A 21,296-nucleotide genomic window follows, 5' to 3' on the forward strand; every position below is an offset into this window, starting at 1 on the left:
GCCGCCTCCACCCCCACCCCGGAACACCGCGGCGAGGCCAGACCGCAGATTACGTCATCCACCCCGCCCGCCGTCCACCACTCCGCTCACCGGACGAGTGCGATCCTCGTCACGACGCCGACCTTTGGCACGAGGCGCACCACCAGGGGCTCGGGGCTCTGCTGCTGTGTGGCTCCGCCGCGTGGGCGACGCCGACCTTTTGGCAGGTGCTCAGCCCGCTACGGAGTCAGGGGCTCGGGGAACTGCGACGCCAGCCTCGGAACTGGTCACCGTTGCGTAGGTGGTCAGGGACTTTCGCAGTGACCCGCACGCCAGATCTCCTCGCAGTTCCCCGAGCCCCTGGGTAGTAGACGGCTGAGCGCCTGCCCACAGCGCAGCCCCGAGCCCCTGGGTAGTAGACGGCTGAGCGCCTGCAATGAGCTGAGCCCCGTTCAGGCGACCGGGAAGATCCGGCGGACCACGCGCTCGGCCGCCCCGCCGTCGTCCCAGGGGCAGAACCGCTCGCGGAAGGCCGCCCGGGCGTCCGGCGCGGGGTCGCCGGCCAGCAGGGCCTGGCACAGGGCGTCGGGGTCGGTGGCGACCGCGCCGGGCGGCGAGGCGAGCAGGTCGAAGTAGACGCCGCGGGTCCGGCGGTACTGCTCCCAGTCGGGGGCGTAGATGACGACCGGTCGGTCCAGCACCGCGTAGTCGAACATCATCGAGGAGTAGTCCGTGACCAGGACGTCCGCCGCCAGGTAGAGGTCCTCGACCACGGGGTGGGCGGAGACGTCGACCACCTCGGCCGCGCCCGGGCCGGTGGCGAGCTCGCCGGGGCCGTCGGCGTCGAAGTAGTGGGTGCGGACCAGCAGGGTGTACCCGGGGCCGAGCTTCTCGGCCAGCTCCCGCAGGTCGAGCAGCGGGACGTACCCGCCCTGCCCCTCCCGGTGGGTCGGGGCGTACAGCACCGTGCGCCGCCCGGGCGTCAGCCCGAGCCTGGCCCGGACGTCGGCGACCTCCGCGGGGCCGGCCAGGGCGAGCCGGTCGTTGCGCGGGTAGCCGGTCTCCAGCAGTTCGTAGTGGCCGGGGAAGGCCCGGCTGAAGTGCTCGCTGGTGTGCGGGTTGGGGGAGACCAGGAAGTCCCAGCGGTCCACCGCCTCGCGCAGCCGGTCGAAGTCCATGCCGTCGGCGGCGGCCGGGTAGTCCACCAGGTCCAGGCCCATGGTCTTCACCGGCGTGCCGTGCTGGGTCTGCACGTGCACCGTGCCGGGCCGCTTGACCATGGTGTGCGGGAAGTTGACGTTGTTGACGAAGTACTTGGCGGTCGCCATCAGCCGCAGGTACGCCGGGGTGTTCACCAGCACGTACGGCACCCCGTCGGGCAGCGTGGCGGCCTGCGCCCGGGTCTCCACCACCCACACCCCGCGCACCTGGGGCGCCAGTTCGAGCGCCTTCCGGTAGATCGCGGCCGGGTTGCAGGCGTAGCCCCGGTGCCAGTACGCCGCGTAGACCGCGAGCCGGTCGTCCAGCGGGAGCCGCCGGAAGGTGTTGTACGCGGTGTACCTGGCCCCGCCGCGGACCCCCTTGCGCAGGGCAGGGGCGACCGCGCCGACCCCGCGCTTGAGGGTGCGCGGCAGCTGACCGCCCCGGCGCAGCTCGCCGTACGCGATCCGGGCGCCCCGGGCGGCCAGCCGGTACTGGACGCCGCGCAGCCCGCCCGGGAAGCGGTAGTCGGCCGGGCGGTGGCGGGCGAAGTGGTCGGCGATCCGGGTGAAGAAGTCCGCCCGCAGGTCGGTCGGCACCAGGCCGGGCGTGTCGTAGACGGTGAGCGCCTGCCGGACCGTCCGGTCGAAGACCAGGCGGCGCAGGGCCGGGCCCGGGTCGGCCGAAGGGCGGTCGAGCACCCGGAAGATCGCGTCGTACTGGGCGAAGGCGTCCGCGTGCTTGGGGGAGGCGGTGGCGGTGATCGCGCCGGGGCGCCCGCGCCGGTAGTTGTAGCAGGAGCGGTCGAGATAGCGGAGCCGGCCGGTGAGCAGGGCCGGGTAGGTGACCGAGATGTCCTCGTAGTAGCCGCGGCCGAAGGCGACGTCCAGGTCGAGCAGGAACTGTCGGCGGAAGACCTTGTTCCACACCGACAGCACGCTCTGGAACAGCGCCGGATGGTCGGCGGCCCGGCAGCCGGCCACCAGCGGGGAGTCGCGCAGCACGTGCCGCCAGGGGTTGGGCTCGGTGCTGTCGTCGGGGTAGACGTGGGTGAAGTCGGTCAGCAGCACGTCCACCGGCGCCTCGGCGGCCTGCTCGGCGCGGAGCTCGGCCAGCAGGGCGTCCAGGGTGCCGTCGGGCAGCCAGTCGTCGCTGTCGACGAACCAGACGTACGTCCCGGTGGCCTGGGCCAGGCCGACCTCGCGGGCGCCGCCGAGGCCCTGGTTCTCCGTCAGGTGCAGCACCCGCAGGCGGGGGTCGCGGGTGGCGTGCTCGTCGAGGATCGCGCCGCAGCCGTCGGGGGAGAGGTCGTCCACCGCGATCAGCTCGACCGAGCCGTCCGGCGGGCCGGCCAGCGAGTCGAGGCAGCGCGGCAGGTAGCGCTCAACGCCGTGGACCGGCAGCACGATGCTGAGGAGGGGGCTCACGCTGGTTCACTCCGCTGGGGATGCCGGGGCGAGGGGCGGCCGCCCGGTTCTGGCGCCACTCTACTGGGCCCGGCGGGACGGGCGGTGGCAAGGCACCCCAGGTCGGCCCGGGTGGGCGGGTCGCGCGGGGCCGGTCGCGGAAAGACGACCGCCGGTGCCGCGCTGTGCGAGCGCGGGCACCGGCAGTCCGGGGTTGGCGGTCCGACCGACCCTCAGCGGTCGACCACCGGTCCGTCCACCAGTTCGAAGCCGGGCCGCCGCAGCGTCGAGACGGCCGGACAGTGGCTCACCTGGGGTCGGAAGCAGTTTTCCCTTCATCTGTCGAACGTATTCGACCGACTCCGGGCCGCCTTTCGGCGTCGATACCGATAGTGCTTGTAGGTTTCGGTTGCGTCAATCCCCTGGATGTGTTCACTTCCTGAATTTCACCAGGTGAGACTCGGCGGTTCGCCGGCCGATCGGACCGACCCGGCCGATGCGCAGTCGTGACCGGGGTCGCCGAGATCTGGTGGGGCGTCAGTTCACTTCGCACGATACGGTGGCAGAACACCAGGACGGTTGCGCGAAGCCCGCCACTCACGGATAGTCTTCGCCTCACGGCCCTGGCGCCTCGTAGGGGTGGGAAACTGATGGAACACATGCAAGTGCGGTCCCGGCCCCGAGTGCCGGCGATCCAGTGCGGCGTCGGCTCGACCGGCCGCCGGCTCGACCGCCATCTCTCGGTGCTCGGTGCGCCGGCCCTCTCGGCCGTCGACACCGCCGAAGCGCTCGGCCTGATAAGGGAGCTGACGCCCCGTGGGGTGAGCACCCCGGCCGCGCCGCGTCGGACGGCTCGGGTGATGCTGCTGGCGCCGCTCCGGCGGCTCAAGCGCAGCCTGTTCGGCAGTCGGGGCTGAGGCTGGTCCGACCAGCCCTGCCGCCCCGCCTCCGGGCGACCCGATGGACCTGCCGGTCCGTCGGGTTTTCCGCGTACCCGCCGCGGGGTGCGAGGATGATCCCATGGCGGACACCTCCTTCCACTCCCACACCGTCGACCTCACCACCGGCAGTGGTGAGGTCGCCCTGGACATCACCCGGCACTGCACGGACTTCCTGGCGAACGTGGCCCCGGGCCGGGACGGTCTGCTGAACGTCTTCGTCCCGCACGCCACCGCCGGGATCGCGGTGATCGAGGTCGGGGCGGGCAGCGACCACGACCTGCTGGCCATCCTGCGCGAGCTGCTCCCGGCCGACGACCGCTGGCGGCACCGGCACGGCAGCCCGGGCCACGGCCGGGACCACGTGCTCCCCGGTCTGGTCGCCCCGCACGCCACCCTGCCGGTGATCGGCGGCCAACTGGCGCTCGGGGTCTGGCAGTCGGTGGTGCTGGTGGACACCAACGGGGACAACCCCCGGCGCACCGTCCGGCTCTCCTTCCTGGGCTGAGCCCCGGTACCGGAGCCGGCCGCCGTAGGGTGGCGGTATGAGCGACGAGACCCAGCAGTGCGACCTGGCACCCGCCGTCGACGCCGTGGCGGCGCTGACCCCGGCGGTGGGGGACGGCCCCCGGGCCGACTGCGTGCTGTGCGGTGAGCCGACCGAGTTCCCGGCCGACCGGCCGGGCACCACCCTGTGCCCGGTCTGCGCCTGGCAGGAGGCCCAGCGGATCGCCTGCTCCGGCTGAGCCGCCGGGTCAGTGCTCCTCGCGGTCGGCCAGCCGCAGGGTGGAGCCGTGCCGCCCCTTGTGGACCAGCAGTTGGGCCGGGATGCGCGAGCGCAGGTCGGCGACGTGGCTGACGATGCCGACCGCGCGGTCCCGCTCCCGGAGGCCGTCCAGGACGTCGAGCACCTCCTCGAGGGCCTGCTCGTCCAGGCTGCCGAAGCCCTCGTCGATGAAGAGGGTGTCCAGCGGCATCCCGCCCGACTCGTCGGTGACCACGTCGGCCAGGCCGAGGGCGAGCGCGAGCGAGGCGAAGAAGCTCTCGCCGCCGGAGAGGGTGGCGGTGTCGCGGTCCAGCCCCGTCCAGGCGTCCACCACCCGCAGGGCCAGGCCGGAGCGCCGGTTCCCCGCCGCGCGGCCGTCGCTGTGCACCAGGGTGTAGCGGCCGCTGGACATCCGGACCAGCCGGCCGCTGGCCGCCGCCGCGACCTGCTCCAGCCGGGCGGCCAGTACGTACGACTCCAGCCGCATCCGCAGCGCGTTCTCGCTGGACGTGCCGGCGGCCAGCTCGGCCAGCCGCTTGATCCGCTCGTACTGCTCCAGGGCCGGGCCCAGCGCGACGGCCAGCTCGGCGAGTTGCCGCCCCAGCCGGGCCAGCGCGGCCACCTGCTGGCGGGCCGCGCTGTCGGTGGCGGACGCCTCCCGGAGCCGGTCGGTGGCCTGCTGGTACGCCAGCCGGACGCCGGCCGGGTCGGCGGCGGGCAGGGCGGCGGCCGCGACCAACTCGGGCTCGGCCAGTCGGCGTTCGACCGCCTCGCGGTCGGCCCGGTCGCGTTCCAGCCGGTCCCGCAGGGCCCGGGACTCGGCGGCGGGCAGCAGGGCGGCCGCCGCCTCGGTCGGGGAGTCGAACCCGGCCCCCGCGCTCACCTCGGCCAACTCCCGCTCGGCCTCGGCGAGCCGGCCGGCGGCCTCGGCCCGGGCCCGGGTGGCGGCCAGGGCGGCGGCGACCGTGTCGGCCAGCGCGGTCAGGGTGGCGGACCGGGCGGCGACCGACGGGGCGTCGCCGAGCACCGCGCCGAGCCGGGCGGACAGCTCCTGCCGGTCGGCGGCCAGCGAGCCGAGCCGGGTGGTCAGCGCGGCGGCGCGCACCCTGGCCTGCTGCTGCCGGGCCTGCCGGTCGGTCTGTTCCTGGGTCAACTTGTCGAGCTGCCGGTCGAGTTGGCCCAGCGAGTCGGCGCTGCCGAGCGCCTCGCGGTGCTGCCGGTCGGCCTCGGCGAGGGCCGTCCGGAGCTGGTCGGCCGGCTGGTCGCCCGCCGCGCCGACGGCCTTGGCCTCGGCCACCCGGAGGGTGAGCAGGGCCTGCTCGGCACTGTCCCGCTGCTGCTCGGCGCGCTGCTGGGCGGCGGTGGCCCGCTGCTCGTCCTCGGCCCGGACCAGGCCCTCGGCGGGGCGGGCCGGGGCCGGGTGCTCGGCCGAGCCACAGACCCGGCAGGGGTCGCCGCCGACGAGTTGGCCGGCCAGCTCGGCGGCCATTCCGGCGAGCCGGCGTTCGCGCAGGTCCAGGCTGCGCTCGCGGGCGTCGTTGGCGGCGGCCCTGAGGGTGTCCAACTCCCGCTCGGCGGTGGTGATCCCGGCCCGGAGGCGGTCCCGCTCGGCGGCGGCGGCCAGCCGGTCGCGGAGCTCGGAGCGCCGGGCGTCGAGCTGTTCGACCCTGGCCTCGGCGGCCCGGGCCTCGGTCTGCTGCTCCTGGAGGCGCTTGAACCGGCCGTCGAAGTCGGTCAGCCAGTCCGCCGCCTCGTCCGCCAACTCCTCCGTCCGGAGCAGCTCGTGGCCCAGCTGCTCGCGCTCGCGGACGGCCTCGGCGAGCCGCCGCTCGTCCGCCCGGGCGGCGTCAAGCCGGCCGAGCTCGCCGCGCAGCTCCCGTTCGTACCCGGCGAGTTGCCCGGCATCGGCGTCGGCGTCGGCGGTGGCGGCGGCCAGCGCGGCCCGGCGGTGCTGCTCGGCCCGGACGGCGGTGGTGTGGGCGTCGGCCGCGGCGGCGTGGTGGCGGAGCACCGGCTCGACGGTGGCGGCCTGCTGGGCGGTGCCGAGCCGCTCCCGGTCCTGCCGGTACCGGTCGGCGCTGCGGGCCAGCTCGGTGGCGGCCAGCACGGCCTGCCGGTGGCGCTGCTGACGGTCCGCCAGCTCGGTGGCGCGCTGGAGCGCCTGCTGGGCCGCGCCGTGACCCCGCTCGGCCGCCGTCAGCGCGAGCGCCGCGACGGCGGCCCGCTCGGCCGCGTCGGTGCGCAGCACCGCCGCCCAGCCGAGGAACTCCTCGGCCCCGGCGCTCTCCGGGACCAGCTCGGCCAGCGGGACGGCGCCGGCCCCGGCCGCCTCCTCGGCCCGGGTGGCCAGCGAGTGCAGCCGCTGCCTGCCCTCCCGGACGGTGGCCTCGTGCCTGGTCCGCTGCTCGGTGAGCCAGCGCTCCACCTGGTCGAACCGGCCGGTGTCGAAGAGCTGCCGGAGCAGCTTGGCCCGCTCGTTGGTGTCGGCCCGCAGGAAACGTGCGAAGTCGCCCTGCGGCAGCAGCACCACCTGGCAGAACTGCTCCCGGCTCATCCCGACCAGCCGGTGGATCTGCTCGCCGGCCTCCTGGTGCGACTTGCTGAGGGCCCGCCAGCCGGGCTCGCCCTCGCCGGTGTCGGTGACCCACTCGCTGAGCAGGGTCTCCGGCTTCATGGTGGTCAGCCCGCTGCCGCGGAGCTTCGGCCGGAGCTGCTCGGGGCTGCGGACGATCCGCAGCCGCTGCCCGCCGAGGGTGAGCTCCAGCTCGACCTGGGTCGGCAGGTCGGCGGCCGCGTGGTCGCTGCGCAGCGGGTTGCCCTTGCGGGCGCCCGGCACCTCGCCGTAGAGGGCGAAGCAGACCGCGTCCAGCACGCTGCTCTTGCCCGCGCCGGTGGCGCCCCGGAGCAGGAACAGGCCGGCGGCGGCCAACTCGTCGAAGTCGACCCGCTCGCTGCCCGCGAACGGGCCGAACGCGGTGACGGTCAGCTGGTGGAGCCTCATCGCGGCAGCTCCGCCTTCCGGTCGCCCTGCTCGCGGACGGTCTCGAAGGCCGACCGCAGCCAGCCCTGCTCGGTCTCGTCCGGCTCGGTGCCGGGGCGGACGTGCCGGACGAAGCCCTCGGCGATCTCCAGGTCCGTCCGGCCGCTGACCCGGGCGGCGTACGACTCCTGCCGGTCGCCGGGCACCGGGTCGGGATCGAACAGCAGCTGCAGGGTGTGCGGGAAGCGCTTGCGGAGCTGCTCCATCGGGTCAGCCGGGCGGGCCGGGTCGGTCAGGGTGGCCTGCACCCAGGCGTCCGCGTGCCGCGCGTACTTCTCCTCGGTCAGCAGCTCCTCCAGCCGGCCGCGCAGCGGGGCCAGCGGGCGGGGCACCGGGCAGTCGATCCGCTCGGCCGCCACCGAGCCGTCGGCGGCCAGGTCGACCAGCCACATGGTCTTGCGGTGGTCCGCCTCGGAGAACGAGTAGGCGATCGGGGAGCCGCTGTAGCGCAGGTGCGGGGCGATCGTCTGGCTCCCGTGCAGGTGGCCGAGGGCGGCGTAGTGCACCCCGTCGAAGACGGCGGACGGCACGCTCGCCACCCCGCCGACGGTGATGTCCCGCTCGCTGTCGCTGACCTCGCCGCCGGTCACGAAGGCGTGCGCCAGCACCACCGCCCTGGTCCCCGCCGGACGGGTCGTCAGATCGGCCCTGACCTGGTCCATCGCCGCACCGAGCACCTGCTCGTGGCCGCCCTTGGCCAGCCCGAACCGCTCCCGGGTCAGCGCGGGCTCCAGGTACGGCAGGCCGTAGACCGCGACCGGACCGTGCTCGTCCGCCAGCAGCACCGGGGCGGCGACCGCACCGGGATCCGTCCGCAGGTGGATGCCGGCCCGGCCGATCAGACCGGCCGCGACCCCGAGCCGGCGGGCCGAGTCGTGGTTGCCGCTGATGAAGACGGTGGGCACGCCGAGCTCGGCGAGCCGGTGCAGCACGTCGTCGAAGAGCTCGACCGCGTCCAGCCCGGGCAGTGCCCGGTCGTAGACGTCGCCGGCGACCAGCACCGCCTCGACCCCCTGCTCCCGGACCACCGCCACCAGGTGGTCGAGGAAGGCGCGCTGCGCCCCGATCAGGTTCTCCCGGTGGAACGACCGGCCCAGGTGCCAGTCCGAGGTGTGCAGCAGCCGCACGTACCCAACCCCCACACGCTCGTACCCACCAGGACCGTTCCCGAGTATCACAGCTCGCACGGACAAACCCCGAAGGCGGTAGCTGAGCGTGGTTGTCAGTGACGCTGTGTACGTTTCCCGGCATCGGGGGTCGGGCGTGGTCCGGCCGTCGGATTCCACTTCGGGAGGGTGCATGACCAGTAGGAACAAGGGCGCTCGGCGGCGGTGCGGGGAGCGGGGCCGGGTGCGGCAGACGGTGGCGCTGGCGGTGGCGGCCGACGAGGCGGCGTACGTGCGGTTGCGGGGGTGCGGCCTGTTCGGGGCGGCGGACTACGGGGCGTACCTGCGGTGCACCGAGCAGCGGCTGCGGGCGCTGCACGGGCACGGGGTGGCGGTGCACCTGAGGGTGCTGGAGCCGGCGGACTTCGAGGACTTCTGCGCGGAGCACCTGCTGGACCCGGCCGACCCGGTGGCCGAGGTGGCGTACGCGGCCGATCCGGAGCTGGCCGGTGAGCCGTTCGCCTACACCGGGCAGCGGCTGGCCGAGCTGCTGCCGGCGCTGACGGAGGATCACCTGGCCCGGGTGCGGATCTCGATCGGCTGCGCCGCGCTGCTGGCGGCGGTCGGCTGCGAGCGGCAGCCGGAGGAGCGGGTCACGGCGGTGCTCCAGTACGTCTCCGAGGTCTGCCTGGCGCTGGCGGCGGGCGCGGGGGACGGGCGGCACCGGCTGACGCTGCGCTCGCTCGGCCTGCTGGACGGGGAGGAGCTGACGGCGGCGGCCGAGCTGCTGGTGGCGGCGGGGCGGCCGGTCGAGCTGGGGCGGGAGGCGGAGGCGTTCTGCGTCACGCTGGCCGCGGCGGTGGCCGGGTACGGGTCGGGTGAGCTGCTGCTGCACCGGGCCGGCGGCGGGGTCTCCGGCTGGGTGCTGGTGGACGGCTGGCTGCGGCCGATGTCCGCGTTGGAGACCCAGGCGGTGCTGGGGGCGGAGGCCGGGGGGCCGCCCGGGGGGGTCGGCCGGGCCGGTTTCCCGCTGCCCCCGCCGGAGGTGACCGAGGGCTGAACGGCGGGCGGCGGGCCGTGCCCCGGGCGGCGGCCAGGACTGTTCATCGACCGGATGTTCGGGGAAGATCAACAGGCGGGGCGTGCTGTGATGGGACGGCCTGCCCGCGCGCACCACCAGGGGTGCGCCACGCACCGCACGCCTACCGGCGCCCGAGACCGAAGGGGGACGCATGAGCCGGATCGAGTACAGCGCGGAGATCGCCGAGCTGCTCGGCCGGGTCCGGCGCCGTCCGACGGCGGGGTGGCCGTGGCGGCCGGGGGAGCAGGTGCCGGCGGGGCTGCCGGTCAAGCAGTCCTGGGGCTGGCTGTTCGTGCCGGACGGCCGGGTGCTGACCCTGGTGAACCCCCGGGACGGCGTGGTCAGCCTGCCCGGCGGCTCGCTGGAGCCGGAGGACGCGGGCGATCCCGGTGCGGCACTGGCCCGGGAGGCGGGGGAGGAGGCGCAGGCGGCGATCGGCCCGGCGCACTACCTCGGCTACCTCTACGACCGGGTCGGCTCGGCCAACGGCGGTCACGAGTGCGCCCGGGTCCGGATGGCCGCCGCGCTGCGGTCGGTCGGCCCGACCGCGCCCGACCCGGCCTCCGGGCGGCACTACCGCCGGCTGCTGGTGGCGCCCGGCCTCGCGGTCGAGCTGCTCGGCTGGGGCGAGCCCGGTCTGCGGCAGGCCCGGGCGGCGGTGGACCTGGCGGTCCGGCTGCTCGGCGTGCCGTCCGCCGCCGAGGAGGCCATCGAGGAACTGCCGCCCCCGGGGCTGGCCTTCCGCTGACCTACGGCGCCTGCACCCCGGCCCGACGTCCCACGCCTGACACCCCGTCGAACTGACGGTGCCACATGGGCGAACCCTCGCAACAGTTTTGGCATGGCCACTGTTGCTCGAAGCTACTCCCTGGTACACAAAATGTGACCCGCGTCACTCCAGTGGAGGTATCCGTGCGCTCTGCCCGTGCCGTGTCCGTCGCCACCACGGCGATCCTGCTCACCCTGACCACCCTCTTCGTGGCCCCCTCGGCCAGCGCCGCCTCGGCCCGCTACGTCGCGCTGGGCGACTCCTACTCCTCCGGAGTGGGCGCGGGCAGCTACACCAGCGAGAGCGGCAACTGCAAGCGCAGCACCAACGCCTATCCGTACCTGTGGAAGAACGCCAACTCACCCGCCTCCTTCGCGTTCACCGCCTGCTCGGGGGCGCGGACCGGCGACGTGCTGAACAGCCAGCTCGGCCCGCTGGACGCCTCGACCACCCTGGTCAGCCTCAGCGTCGGCGGCAACGACGCGGGCTTCGCCAGCACCATGCAGACCTGTGTCCTGAACAGCGAGAGCTCCTGTCTGACGGCGGTCGCCAACGCCAAGGCGTACGCGACCAACACCCTGCCCGGCCTGCTCGACAACCTCTACACGACGATCCACCAGAAGGCCCCCAACGCCCATGTGGTGGTGCTGGGTTACCCGCACCTCTACAAGGTCGGCGGAAGCTGCGTGTTCGGCATCGGCGACACCAAGCGGGCCGCCATCAACAGCGCGGCCGACGTGCTGGACGACGTGATCGCCAAGCGGGTGGCGAACGCCGGCTTCAGCTACCAGGACGTCAGAGGCCGGTTCACCGGCCACGAGATCTGCGCCAGCGGCACGCAGTGGCTGAACAGCACCGTGCTGCCGGTGGACGAGAGCTACCACCCCAAGGCGGCCGGCCAGTCGGGCGGCTACCTGCCGGCCTTCACCGCCGGCGTCTGATCCACCGACGGTCGTGCCCGCTGCCCAACGCGGGCGGCAGCGGGCACGACCGTTCGCTCAGCCGGTGTAGGTGTGCAGCCCGGCCACCGTCAGTCCGGCGGCGGTGGCGTCGGTGAGGGCCCGCTGGAGGTCCCCGGCCAGGGTGTCGGCGAAGTGGAAGATGATCACGTCACCGGCCTGCAGGCCGCCCCGGTAGCTGGTGGAGGCGCCCCAGCTGTAGTCCGCGGTCGCGGTCAGCACGGTGCGCAGCCCGCAGTTGGCGGCCGCCTGCAGGGTGTCGGCGTTGAACGCGAAGTACGGCGGACGGAAGATCGTCGGGACCGTGCCGTACCGGGCCGCCGCCGCGTCCCTGGAGTCGCAGATCTCGGCCTGCTGCTCGGCGGCGGAGAGCGTGGTGAGGTCGCGGTGCGAGACGCTGTGCGCCTCGACCGAGGAGCCGGGAGCGGCGGTGACCCGCTTGAAGTAGTCCGGCTCGAAGCCGGACGGCATCGGCAGCGGGAAGGCCGTCACCGGCAGCCTGTTGGTCTCGATGAACCGCGCCGCGTCGGCGGACCGCGCCCAGCCGTCGTCGATGGTGAAGAAGACCACCTTGTCCTGGGTCGGCATGTTCCAGGTGGCCCAGGCCGGGTCCGGCGCAGGGCCGCTCAGCTCGACGTCGTCGGCGGAGAAGGCGCCCTGCTCGTACCAGCCGTGCAGGTAGAGCCGGACGGAGGTGTTGGTCGGTCCGGTGGTGAAACTGGTGCTGAGCCTGCGCCAGTTCCCGCCGGTGGACTGCACCCAGGACGGGGCGACGTCGTTGCCGGTGCCGGTGGCGCCGAGGAAGACGTAGTCGCCGCGCACCCAGGCCGAATAGGTGTAGGTGGTGTTGGGCCGGACCGCGAGGGTCTGGGCGCACTCGCCGGTGCTGTGGTCGCCGGCCGGGGTCACCGTGAGGGCCGAACCGCCGCCGTGCGCGGCGGTGTCGAGCACGGCCTCACCGGTGCCGCAGCGCCAGCCGGGGATCGAACCCCAGTCCGCCAGCGGCAGGGTGGGGATCTCGAAGCCGGGGTTGGTGGCGAGGTTGACGGCCGGGGCGGTCCCGGCGTGCGCGGCGGGAACCGCGGCGCTCAGGACCGTGAGCGCCGTGCCGGCCGCGCAGGCGGCGAGACGGCGCAGAGTGGTGGACACGAGTGATCTCCTGTGGGGGAAGAACGCTGCACTCCCCTGAGGGCGGGGACGAATCGGCCCGTCGCACACGGGCCGGGCCCGGTTCGCCGCTTGTCGCCGCTTCCGGACCGGGCCACACATTGGACTGGACCAGACGGCCCGTCAAGAGGATTCGCAGATAGCCGAAACCCTCTCGGACGTCGGGTCAGCCGCCGTAGAGTTCCTCGATGTCGTCGGCGTAGTGCTGGACGATGGCGCCGCGCCGGAGCTTGAGCGAGGGGGTCAGCAGGCCCTGCTCCGGGCCGAACTCGCGGGGCAGCAGGCGGAAGGCACGGATCGACTCGGCGCGCGAGACGGTGGTGTTGGCGGCGGCGACGCCGCGCTGGATCTCGGCGTGCAGCGCCTCGTCCGCGAGCGCGGCCCAGGAGTCCAGCTGCTCCCGCCCGTTGGCCTTCAGCCAGTGCGCCAGCGCCTGCGGGTCGAGGGTGATCAGGGCGGCCACGTAGGGGCGGTTGTCGCCGACCACCAGGCACTGGGAGACCAGGGGATGGGCCCGGACCCGCTCCTCCAGCACGGTCGGGGCGAGGTTCTTGCCGCTGCTGGTGACGATCAGCTCCTTCTTCCGCCCGGTGATGGTGAGGTAGCCGTCCTCGTCCAGCTCGCCGAGGTCGCCGGTGGCCAACCAGCCCTCGTGGAACCCGTCCTGGAGCTGGTTCAGGTAGCCCGCGAAGACCGCCGGGCCCCGGACCCACACCTCGCCGTCCGCCCCGATCGCCACCTCGGACCCCGGCAGCGCCCGGCCGACCGTGCCCGCCTTGGCCCGGCCCGGCGGGTTGGCGGTGACGGCGGCCGAGGTCTCGGTCAGCCCGTAGCCCTCGTACACGGCCATGCCGGCCCCGGTGAAGAACAGGCTGAGCTCCCGGCCGAGCATCGAGCCGCCGCACATCACCGACCTGGTCCGGCCGCCCAGCACCGCGCGCAGCCGCTGGTACACCAGCCGGTCGTACGCCGCGTGCCGCAGCCGCAGCGAGGCGCTCGGCCCCGGGCCGCGCCCGAACGCGCGCTGCTCCCGGGCGGCCGCCCATTCGATCGCCACCTCGGCCGCCTGGCCGAAGAGTTCGGCCTTGCCGGCCTCCTCGGCGGCCTCCCTGGCGCGCTGGTACACCTTCTCCAGTACGTACGGCACCAGGTGCAGGAAGGTCGGCCGGAAGGTGGCCAGCGCGGGCAGCAGCGAGTCGGTGGTCAACTCGCCGTGGTGGCCGAGCCGGATGCCGCCGCGGATCGCCGCGATCTGCACCACCCGGCCGTACACGTGCGCCAGCGGCAGCAGCACCAGGCTGGCGGGCTGCCCGCCGCCGGTGTCCCGGACCACCTCGGCCCAGCCGGAGAGCAGGGTGTCCGCCTCGGCCGCCAGGTTGCCGTGGGTGAGCAGGCAGCCCTTGGGGCGCCCGGTGGTGCCCGAGGTGTAGATGACGGTGGCCACCGAGTCGGGGGAGACGCCGAGCCGCTGACGGTGCACCAGCGAGTCCGGCAGGCCCCGGCCGTCCTCGGTCAGCATGGTCACGCAGTCCTGGTCCAGCTGCCAGATCGAGGTCAGCGCGGTGAGCGCGTCGCACACCGCGCCGACCGTCATGGCGTGGTCCTCGTGCTCCACGACGCAGGCCACCGCCTGGGTCTCGGCCAGGATCCAGCGCACCTGCTCGGCCGCCGAGGTGGGGTAGACCGGGACCGGGATGGCGCCGATCGACCAGAGCGCGTAGTCGAACAGGGTCCACTCGTACCGGGTGCCGGACATCACCGCGACCCGGTCGCCGTACCGGATGCCGTGGCTCAGCAGCCCCTTGGCGAGGCCGAGCACCTCGTCCCGGAACCGGAGCGCCGTCACGTGCCGCCAGCCGTCCTGCTCCCAGCGGTCCAACTGGACCAGGGCCGGGAGACGTTCGGCGGTGTCGTACACCGAGTCGGCCAGCCCGCCGACGGCCGGGGCCGGCGCGGCCGGGCCGCTGTACTGCCGCACCCGTGGCCCCCGTTCCCGTCTGCCCGAGCGGATGCCAGCGAAGCTACCCGATCGCAGCAGCGCTGCCCAGGGGTGGTGCGCCGGATCGCCGGATCGGCATGTGCCGGTCAGCCGGGACGGTCGGACAGAACTCCCTTTGCGGGCGATACCGGGAGGATCGTGACGGCTTCCGTCTGACTGTGCATTCGACCCTTCGAACGAGTGGTCATGGAGTAGTAAGCTCACGCAGATCTCGGGCAGAGACGTGTCCCGAAACGCACCCGTCGCACCCCCTTGTCCGTGCTCTTCCCCGCACCGAGGACCCCATGCGTCTGCGCAGCAGCTCGATCCGCGCGAAGATGATCGCGCTGCTCATGGTGCCCATCGTCGCGCTCACCGGACTGTGGGTGTACGCGACCTTGGTGACCACCGGTGACGTGTGGACCCAACTGGACGTCAGCTCGGCCTACCGCGCCTTCGGCGCGCCGATCGACCAGTACGCCCGGGACCTCCAGAACGAGCGCAAGTTCGCTGTGGTCCGGCTGGCCGACCCGGAGGACAAGGACGCCCAGGAGAAGTACCAGCAGAGCAAGGCGGTCACCGACCGCTCGCTGCAACTGCTGCGCTACCAGGCGAACTCCTCCGAGGAGAGCAAGCTGGACGGCGCCCAGCGGCTCCGGCTGGAGGAGGTGCTGGCGGCCGGCGAGGGGATCGCCACCATCCGCGGCGAGGTGGACCAGCAGGTGAAGAGCTGGGACAAGGTGATCGACCGTTACGCCGACCTGGTGCAGCCGGTGTTCGCGTTCCGGACCGCCTTCGTCAGCCGGCAGAGCGGCCAGCTGCCCCGGCAGGGGATGGTGCTGACCGAGCTGGTCCGGGCCCGCGAGTACCTCTCGCAGGAGGACGCGGCGCTCCGCGGCCTGCGGTTGACCCTGGACGCGGCCAACCGCCCGGGCTCCCGGAGCCCCAAGCCGGACAACGTGATGTACCAGACCGCGCTGGACGCGCTGCACAGCCAGCAGACGCTGTTCAAGGTCTACGTGGCGGAGCTGGAACCGCAGGACCAGGCCGACTACCGGACGGCCCGGACCAGCGACAGCATGTCCACGGTGGCCTGGGCCGAGGTGCAGTTCGAGAGCTTCCAGAACCCGGCCGAGCGGGAGGCCGCACTGCTCCGGATCCCGCTGTCGAACTGGAACAACGGGGCCGACCTGGCGCTGGGCGAACTCTCCACCCTGAACACCCGGCTGGCCGGCCAGATCGGCGCGCTGGCGAAGTCCTACGCGGTCAACCAGCTGGTGCGCGGCGGCATCGCGGGCCTGCTCGGCCTGATCGCGGTGGTCGCCTCGGTGATGATCTCGTACCGGATCGGCCGCGGCCTGGCCCGCGAGCTGATCAACCTGCGGAACGCGGCGCTGGACCTCTCCGGTGCCCGGCTGCCCGCCCTGATGCTGCGGCTGCGCCGGGGCGAGCCCGTCGACATCGCCGCCGAGTCCCCCGAGCTGGAGTTCGGCCCCGCCGAGATCGGCGAGGTCGGCCGGGCCTTCAACCAGGTGCAGCGGGTGGCGGTCGAGGCGGCGGTCGAGCAGGCCGAGCTGCGCCGGGGCGTCTCGGCGGTCTTCGTCAACCTGGCCCGGCGCAGCCAGGTGCTGCTGCACCGTCAGCTCACCCTGCTGGACACCATGGAGCGGCGTACCGAGGACCCGGCCGAGCTGGAGGACCTGTTCAAGCTCGACCACCTGACCACCCGGATGCGGCGGCACGCCGAGGGCCTGATCATCCTGTCCGGCGGTTCGCCGGGCCGGGCCTGGCGCAAGCCGGTCCGGATGGTCGACGTGGTGCGCGCCGCCGTCGGTGAGGTGGAGGACTACGCCCGGGTGATAGTCCGCCCGTTCCCCGGCACCGGTCTGCTCGGCAGCGCGGTCGCCGACGTCACCCACCTGATCGCCGAACTGGTGGAGAACGCCGCGGTCTACTCGCCGCCGCAGGCCCAGGTCACCGTGCAGGGCGAGGTGGTCGCGCACGGCTTCTCGCTGGAGATCGACGACCGTGGCCTCGGGCTGAGCGAGCAGGCGCTCGCCGACATCAACCAACGCCTCGCGGTGGAGCAGGAGTTCGACCTCGCGGACACCGACCGGCTGGGCCTGTTCGTGGTCAGCCGGCTGGCCCGGCGGCACGGCATCCGGGTCCATCTGCGGCCGTCCCCGTACGGCGGCACGGCGGCCATCGTGCTGATCCCGCGCGAGCTGCTGGCCGAGGCCCCCGACCTGCTGGAGGCACCGGCCGGAGCCCGGCCGGCCGTGGTCCCGCCGACCGGGACCGGTCGGGCCGACCTGGTGGCCGTCCCGGCGCTCGGCAAGGACGAGGCGGAGGGCCGGACCGGCGACGGTGGCACCGGCGGGCACCGACGTGGCGAGAGCGCGCCGGTGGGCGCCGACGAGCCGGTCCGGGCCGCCGGACGCCCGGTCGGCGGCCCGCGCCCCTCGGCCGCCGAACCCGCCCGTACGCCGGGCGGCCTGCCGCGCCGCCGGTCCGTCGGCGGGCCGCCCCTGGTGCCCGCCGGGAACTCCGGGACGGGACGGCACCGCCGGGCGGACAGCCCGCCGGAGGAGGGGCCGGTCCCGGCCCCGGTCACCGCGCCGGGCGGCGGGCTGCTGCCGCGCCGGGTCCGGCAGGCCAACCTGGCCCCGCAGTTGAGGAGCGCCGAGCCGGCCGACACCGGCTCCGAGGGCAGCCGGGACCGGTCGCCGGAGGAGGCCAGGTCGGCCTTCTCCTCCTTCCAGCGTGGCTTCCAGCGCGGCCGGGGGGACCGGATCCAGCCCGCCTCGCTCACCGTGGTCCCGGACCAGCCGGCGCCCGCCGTCCCCGCCCCGGCCCCGCCGGTGCCCCGCCGCCGGGCCGCGCTCCCAGCGGCACCCCGGCCGCAGGCCCTGTCGGCCGGGCCGGCCCGACCCGTGACACCCGCTCAACCCATGACACCCGCACGACCCGTGACACCTGCTCAGCCTGCACCAACGGAAGGAACCGAATCATGACCGCAACGGCACAGCCGTCAGGAGACCTCAACTGGCTGCTGGACGATCTGGTGGGACGGGTCGCGGCGCTGCGGCACGCGGTCATCCTCTCCAGTGACGGTCTGGCCACCGGTGCCTCGCAGGGCCTGGAGCGCGAGGACGCCGAGCACCTGGCCGCCGTCGCGGCCGGTTTCCACAGCCTGGCCAAGGGGGCCGGCCGGCACTTCCAGGTCGGCGGAGTCCGGCAGACCATGGTCGAGCTGGACGACGCGTTCCTGTTCATTACCGCCGCGGGCGACGGCAGTTGCCTGGCGGTGCTGAGCGAGGCCGAGTCCGACGTCGGCCAGATCGCCTACGAGATGGCCCTGCTGGTCAAGCGGGTGGGCGAGCACCTGTCCGCCGAGCCGCGTACCGAGTCCGTTCCGCCGGGGAGATGACCGAACGATGACCGTCGAGAACGCCGCACCGGAGTCGAGCAGGACCGAGGAACCGCCGCAGCCGGCCTTTCCCGCCCGCCCGCCCGTCGAGGACCAGTGGTTCGACGACGACGCGGGGCCGATGGTGCGGCTGTTCTCGATGACCAGGGGCCGGACCAGGCCGGTCGAGGAGGGCATGTTCGACCTGATCTCGCTGGTCACCGCCGTGCACCCGGACGAGACCGAGGAACCCGACCTCGACCTGGAGCACCGCTCCATCCTCGCCCTCTGTCGTCACGAGCCGCTCAGCGTCGCCGAGTTGGGCTCGTACACCGATCTGCCGGTGAGCGTGGTGCGGGTGCTGCTCGGCGACCTGCTGCACGCGGAACTGATTGCCGTCACCCGACCCGTTCCGCTCGCCCAACTACCGGACGAGCGCCTGCTGCGAGACGTGATCAATGGCCTTCGCGCACTCTGACACCCGACCCGGCCAGGCTTCGCCCTGGAGTGCGGTGGCCCTCAAGATCCTGGTCGCCGGCGGCTTCGGCGCGGGCAAGACCACCCTGGTGGGCGCGGTCAGCGAGATCCGGCCGCTGCGCACCGAGGAGCAACTCACCTCGGCGGGGCAGGAGGTGGACGACACCTCCGGGGTGGAGGCCAAGCGGACCACCACGGTGGCGATGGACTTCGGCCGGATCGACCTGCGCCCGGGCCTGGCGCTCTATCTGTTCGGCACCCCGGGGCAGGACCGGTTCTGGTTCGCCTGGGACGAGCTGGCGGCGGGCGCGCTCGGCGCGGTGGTGCTGGCGGACACCCGCCGACTCGCCGACTGCTTCCCCTCGGTGGACTTCTTCGAGCGGCGCGGCATCCCGTTCGTGGTGGCGGTGAACTGCTTCGAGGGCACCGAGGTCTACGCCCCCGGCGACGTCCGCGACGCGCTCGACCTCGACCCCGGGGTGCCGGTGCTGCTGTGTGACGCACGCCGCAGGGAGGACGGCAAGGAGCTGCTGATCAGGCTCGCCGAACACGCGCTGGAGCGGCAGGGTTTCACGATCTGAGACACCGTCTCGCTCTGTGGACGGTTTTCGTGCATCCGGCTTGCCGCCGGGGCCCAGGTCGTGGAACGCTCATGCCGACAGTTCATCGCAGCGTCCGGGGGGAGGTACCACAGCATGACCGCAGCAGCAGCCCGTCCGAGGCTCCGCCCGACGGTCCGGTCCGCCCCGGTGACACCGGTCCTGACCATGCGCCGGTACATCGACCAGGCGCTCTGCTCCAGCGCCTGCTGTCGCTGACCCCGGGTCCGACCCGCACTCCTGCCGTCTTCGGTGACGCGACGGTTCCGCTGCCTCCGGCCACTTTCTTTCGCCGGGCAACGAACCACCGGACGTGGACTCTTCCCACGCCCCGCCCGTCGCACCGACCGCAGCAGCCGTGCCCCGGCCCGCCCGGCGCGTCCCGCCCCACCGGCTGACCTCCCGTCAGCACCGGTGCCCGGCCCAGGTCGACGCGCAGACGACACCCACCATCCGTCACGCGCGAAAGAGCGGCATCATGTCTTCCTCCTCCACCGCCACCCTGTCCCTCCCCTCCGCCACCCCGCACCTGCGAGCGGTCCGGTCGGTCACCGCCCCCACCGAGCGCCGGCACCTCGGCGCCGCCCCCGTCGTCGCCCCCACCGTCCCGGTCGCCCCGCAGGCGCTGTTCGGGACGCTCCCCGAGGGCGCCACGGTGGTCGCCGCACTGCCCCAGTCCGCCATCCCGCAGGGCCTGTTGGCGCAGTACGGCGCACAGTTCGGCAGCACTGAGGCGGGCAGCGGCCCGCTGGTCGGCTACCTGGTCCTGGTCCCCGCCACCGAGGTCCCGGCCGCGGCACCGGTCCCCCCCGCCGTCGCGGCGGTCCGGACGCCGGGGAAGCCGTCGGCCCGCGGCATCAGCGTCGACACCGAGCGCCGCAGCGCCCACGTCGACGGCAAGCCGCTCGACCTCACCTACCTCGAGTTCGAGCTGCTCGCCCACCTCACCGAGCACCCCCAGCGCGTCCACACCCGCGACCACCTGGTCTCCGCCGTCTGGGGCTACGGCCACGTCGGCGACGGCCGCACGGTCGACGTCCACGTCGCCCGGCTCCGCCGCAAGCTCGGCGCGGCCTACCGCGACAGCATCGTCACGGTCCGCCGCGTCGGCTACAAGTACACCCCGGTCAACTCGTAAGCCCTTGGCACACGTTGCACCGCCAGGGGCTCGGGGCCCTGCGTTCCGGGCATCAGCCATCAGGGGCTCGGGGAACTGCGACGCCGGCCCTTGCAAGGTGATCGTCGCGTGGGTGGTTAGGGACTTTCGCAGTGACCCGCACACCAGATCTCCTCGCAGTTCCCCGAGCCCCTGGACCGTAGATGCCCGGGCGCCTGCCTGAAGCGCAGCCCCGAGCCCCTGGGTAGTAGACGGCTGAGCACCTGCCAAAGGCGGAGCCCCTAGCGGGTGAGCGCGTCGATCTCGCTGAGCTCCTCGGCCGTGAGCGGGCCTGCCGCGAGGGCGTCGAGGTTCTGGTCCAGCTGGGCCACGCTGCTGGCGCCGATGATGACCGAGACCACCCGGTCGTCGCGGAGCACCCAGCTCAGGGCCAGCTGGGCCAGGCTCTGGCCACGGCGCTCGGCGACCTTGGCGAGGGCCCGCAGCTGGTCCAGCTTGGCCCCGGTGAGCGCCTCCTCCTTGAGGAAGTGGCCGACCGACATCCGGGAGCCGACCGGCACGTCGCCGGAGAGGTAACGGTCGGTCAGCAGGCCCTGGGCCAGCGGGGAGTACGCGATCAGGCTGGTCCGGGTGTCGCCCACCGCGTCCAGCACGGCGTCCTCGACGCCCCGGTCCAGGATCGAGTAGCGGGACTGGTTGAGCAGCACCGGCGTGCCCAGCTCGCGCAGGATCGCCACCGCCTCGCGGTGCTGCTCCGCCGGGTAGTTGGAGATCGCCGCGTACAGCGCCCGGCCCGACTTCACGGCCGTGTCGAGCGCCCCCATGGTCTCCTCCAGGGGAGTCTCGGGGTCGTAGCGGTGCGAGTAGAAGACGTCGACGTAGTCCAGGCCCATCCGGTCGAGCGACTGGTCCAGGCTGGCGAGCAGGTACTTCCGGCTGCCGCCGTCGCCGTACGGGCCCGGCCACATGTCGTACCCGGCCTTGGAGGCGATGAACAGCTCGTCCCGGTACGGGCGGAAGTCCTGCGCGTACAGCGTGCCGAAGTTCTTCTCGGCGCTGCCGTACGGCGGACCGTAGTTGTTGGCCAGGTCGAAGTGGGTGACGCCGCGGTCGAAGGCCCGGCGCAGCACTGCGCGCTGCACCTCCAACGGCTGGGTGTCACCGAAGTTGTGCCAGAGACCGAGCGAGACGGCGGGCAGCAGCACTCCGCTGCGGCCGGCCTTCCGGTAGGTCATGGTGGAGTAACGGTCATCGGCGGCGAGGTACGTCATGGCAGCATCCTGCCAGTTTCCCGCCCCGTGGGGA

The 21,296-nt window shown here is 73.7% G+C and carries 18 protein-coding genes; 12 read left to right on the top strand and 6 right to left on the bottom strand.

The window, feature by feature from the left end:
• Positions 1-431 precede the first annotated feature (431 nt).
• Positions 432-2,606: a CDP-glycerol glycerophosphotransferase family protein gene (locus tag OHV05_RS28005; protein ID WP_405020128.1), complete on the bottom strand. Its 2,175-nt coding sequence runs from the start codon at positions 2,604-2,606 to the stop codon at positions 432-434.
• 629 nt (positions 2,607-3,235) lie between these two features.
• On the opposite strand from OHV05_RS28005, the gene OHV05_RS28010 reads away from it, so the two are divergent.
• The 3 genes from OHV05_RS28010 to OHV05_RS28020 all read left to right on the top strand — a co-directional run bounded on the left by OHV05_RS28010 (position 3,236) and on the right by OHV05_RS28020 (position 4,269).
• Positions 3,236-3,502 (top strand): hypothetical protein, encoded by a 267-nt coding sequence (locus tag OHV05_RS28010; protein WP_403032535.1) that lies wholly within the window; start codon positions 3,236-3,238, stop codon positions 3,500-3,502.
• 103 nt (positions 3,503-3,605) lie between these two features.
• A complete protein-coding gene (locus tag OHV05_RS28015) occupies positions 3,606-4,031 on the top strand; it encodes a YjbQ family protein (RefSeq protein WP_403032532.1) in 426 nt (141 codons plus the stop codon).
• A 37-nt stretch (positions 4,032-4,068) separates the two neighbouring features.
• A complete protein-coding gene (locus OHV05_RS28020) occupies positions 4,069-4,269 on the top strand; it encodes a hypothetical protein (RefSeq protein ID WP_405020129.1) in 201 nt (66 codons plus the stop codon).
• A gap of 9 nt (positions 4,270-4,278) precedes the next feature.
• On the opposite strand, the gene OHV05_RS28025 is transcribed toward OHV05_RS28020, so the two are convergent.
• Positions 4,279-7,290: an AAA family ATPase gene (locus OHV05_RS28025; protein WP_405020130.1), complete on the bottom strand. Its 3,012-nt coding sequence runs from the start codon at positions 7,288-7,290 to the stop codon at positions 4,279-4,281.
• A complete protein-coding gene (locus OHV05_RS28030; protein WP_405020131.1) occupies positions 7,287-8,456 on the bottom strand; it encodes an exonuclease SbcCD subunit D in 1,170 nt (389 codons plus the stop codon). The genes OHV05_RS28025 and OHV05_RS28030 overlap by 4 nt, the downstream gene beginning before the upstream one ends.
• 172 nt (positions 8,457-8,628) lie before the next feature.
• On the opposite strand from OHV05_RS28030, the gene OHV05_RS28035 reads away from it, so the two are divergent.
• The 3 genes from OHV05_RS28035 (at position 8,629) to OHV05_RS28045 (ending at position 11,226) form a co-directional block, all read left to right on the top strand.
• Positions 8,629-9,495, top strand: a complete 867-nt coding sequence (locus tag OHV05_RS28035) for a hypothetical protein (protein ID WP_405020132.1) — start codon at positions 8,629-8,631, stop codon at positions 9,493-9,495.
• A 172-nt stretch (positions 9,496-9,667) separates the two neighbouring features.
• Positions 9,668-10,264, top strand: a complete 597-nt coding sequence (locus OHV05_RS28040; RefSeq protein WP_405020133.1) for a hypothetical protein — start codon at positions 9,668-9,670, stop codon at positions 10,262-10,264.
• Between the two features lie 164 nt (positions 10,265-10,428).
• Positions 10,429-11,226 carry an SGNH/GDSL hydrolase family protein gene (locus OHV05_RS28045; protein ID WP_405020134.1) on the top strand — a complete coding sequence of 266 codons (798 nt, stop codon included), beginning with the start codon at positions 10,429-10,431 and terminating at the stop codon, positions 11,224-11,226.
• 57 nt (positions 11,227-11,283) lie between these two features.
• Here OHV05_RS28045 and OHV05_RS28050 read toward each other — a convergent pair whose 3' ends face one another.
• Together OHV05_RS28050 and OHV05_RS28055 are read right to left on the bottom strand one after the other, a co-directional pair.
• Positions 11,284-12,393 carry a polysaccharide deacetylase family protein gene (locus OHV05_RS28050; RefSeq protein WP_405020135.1) on the bottom strand — a complete coding sequence of 370 codons (1,110 nt, stop codon included), beginning with the start codon at positions 12,391-12,393 and terminating at the stop codon, positions 11,284-11,286.
• 184 nt (positions 12,394-12,577) lie between these two features.
• Positions 12,578-14,389: an AMP-dependent synthetase/ligase gene (locus OHV05_RS28055; protein ID WP_405020136.1), complete on the bottom strand. Its 1,812-nt coding sequence runs from the start codon at positions 14,387-14,389 to the stop codon at positions 12,578-12,580.
• 305 nt (positions 14,390-14,694) lie between these two features.
• Here OHV05_RS28055 and OHV05_RS28060 point away from each other — a divergent pair, with 305 nt between their 5' ends.
• The 6 genes from OHV05_RS28060 (at position 14,695) to OHV05_RS28085 (ending at position 20,012) form a co-directional block, all read left to right on the top strand.
• Entirely contained in the window at positions 14,695-17,403 is a 2,709-nt protein-coding gene (locus OHV05_RS28060) for a nitrate- and nitrite sensing domain-containing protein (RefSeq protein WP_405020137.1), read from the top strand.
• Positions 17,400-17,819, top strand: a complete 420-nt coding sequence (locus OHV05_RS28065) for a roadblock/LC7 domain-containing protein (protein ID WP_403032505.1) — start codon at positions 17,400-17,402, stop codon at positions 17,817-17,819. Before OHV05_RS28060 ends, OHV05_RS28065 begins: the two co-directional genes overlap by 4 nt.
• Positions 17,820-17,826: 7 nt before the next feature.
• Positions 17,827-18,276 (top strand): DUF742 domain-containing protein, encoded by a 450-nt coding sequence (locus OHV05_RS28070; RefSeq protein WP_405020138.1) that lies wholly within the window; start codon positions 17,827-17,829, stop codon positions 18,274-18,276.
• Positions 18,257-18,856 carry a GTP-binding protein gene (locus OHV05_RS28075; protein WP_405020139.1) on the top strand — a complete coding sequence of 200 codons (600 nt, stop codon included), beginning with the start codon at positions 18,257-18,259 and terminating at the stop codon, positions 18,854-18,856. The genes OHV05_RS28070 and OHV05_RS28075 overlap by 20 nt, the downstream gene beginning before the upstream one ends.
• 114 nt (positions 18,857-18,970) lie before the next feature.
• On the top strand, positions 18,971-19,093 hold the full coding sequence (locus OHV05_RS28080) for a hypothetical protein (RefSeq protein WP_405020140.1): 123 nt from the start codon (positions 18,971-18,973) through the stop codon (positions 19,091-19,093).
• A gap of 259 nt (positions 19,094-19,352) precedes the next feature.
• The gene (locus tag OHV05_RS28085; protein WP_405020141.1) at positions 19,353-20,012 is read left to right on the top strand and encodes a winged helix-turn-helix domain-containing protein; all 660 of its coding nucleotides are present in this window, start codon (positions 19,353-19,355) and stop codon (positions 20,010-20,012) included.
• Between the two features lie 260 nt (positions 20,013-20,272).
• Here OHV05_RS28085 and OHV05_RS28090 read toward each other — a convergent pair whose 3' ends face one another.
• Complete coding sequence (locus OHV05_RS28090) at positions 20,273-21,262, bottom strand: aldo/keto reductase (protein WP_405020142.1); 990 nt, start codon at positions 21,260-21,262, stop codon at positions 20,273-20,275.
• Positions 21,263-21,296 lie beyond the last annotated feature (34 nt).

Origin of the sequence: Kitasatospora sp. NBC_00070 (genome assembly GCF_045041205.1) — a bacterium.
Lineage (GTDB): Bacteria > Actinomycetota > Actinomycetes > Streptomycetales > Streptomycetaceae > Kitasatospora.

What these genes read in the sequence shown, in the direction of transcription:
- OHV05_RS28010 (WP_403032535.1), top strand. Translation starts at nt 3,236, where the DNA reads ATGGAACACATGCAAGTGCGGTCCCGGCCCCGAGTGCCGGCGATCCAG.
- OHV05_RS28015 (WP_403032532.1), top strand. Translation starts at nt 3,606, where the DNA reads ATGGCGGACACCTCCTTCCACTCCCACACCGTCGACCTCACCACCGGC.
- OHV05_RS28020 (WP_405020129.1), top strand. Translation starts at nt 4,069, where the DNA reads ATGAGCGACGAGACCCAGCAGTGCGACCTGGCACCCGCCGTCGACGCC.
- OHV05_RS28025 (WP_405020130.1), bottom strand. Translation starts at nt 7,290, where the DNA reads ATGAGGCTCCACCAGCTGACCGTCACCGCGTTCGGCCCGTTCGCGGGC.
- OHV05_RS28035 (WP_405020132.1), top strand. Translation starts at nt 8,629, where the DNA reads ATGACCAGTAGGAACAAGGGCGCTCGGCGGCGGTGCGGGGAGCGGGGC.
- OHV05_RS28040 (WP_405020133.1), top strand. Translation starts at nt 9,668, where the DNA reads ATGAGCCGGATCGAGTACAGCGCGGAGATCGCCGAGCTGCTCGGCCGG.
- OHV05_RS28060 (WP_405020137.1), top strand. Translation starts at nt 14,695, where the DNA reads ATGCGTCTGCGCAGCAGCTCGATCCGCGCGAAGATGATCGCGCTGCTC.
- OHV05_RS28065 (WP_403032505.1), top strand. Translation starts at nt 17,400, where the DNA reads ATGACCGCAACGGCACAGCCGTCAGGAGACCTCAACTGGCTGCTGGAC.
- OHV05_RS28070 (WP_405020138.1), top strand. Translation starts at nt 17,827, where the DNA reads ATGACCGTCGAGAACGCCGCACCGGAGTCGAGCAGGACCGAGGAACCG.
- OHV05_RS28075 (WP_405020139.1), top strand. Translation starts at nt 18,257, where the DNA reads ATGGCCTTCGCGCACTCTGACACCCGACCCGGCCAGGCTTCGCCCTGG.
- OHV05_RS28080 (WP_405020140.1), top strand. Translation starts at nt 18,971, where the DNA reads ATGACCGCAGCAGCAGCCCGTCCGAGGCTCCGCCCGACGGTCCGGTCC.
- OHV05_RS28085 (WP_405020141.1), top strand. Translation starts at nt 19,353, where the DNA reads ATGTCTTCCTCCTCCACCGCCACCCTGTCCCTCCCCTCCGCCACCCCG.
- OHV05_RS28090 (WP_405020142.1), bottom strand. Translation starts at nt 21,262, where the DNA reads ATGACGTACCTCGCCGCCGATGACCGTTACTCCACCATGACCTACCGG.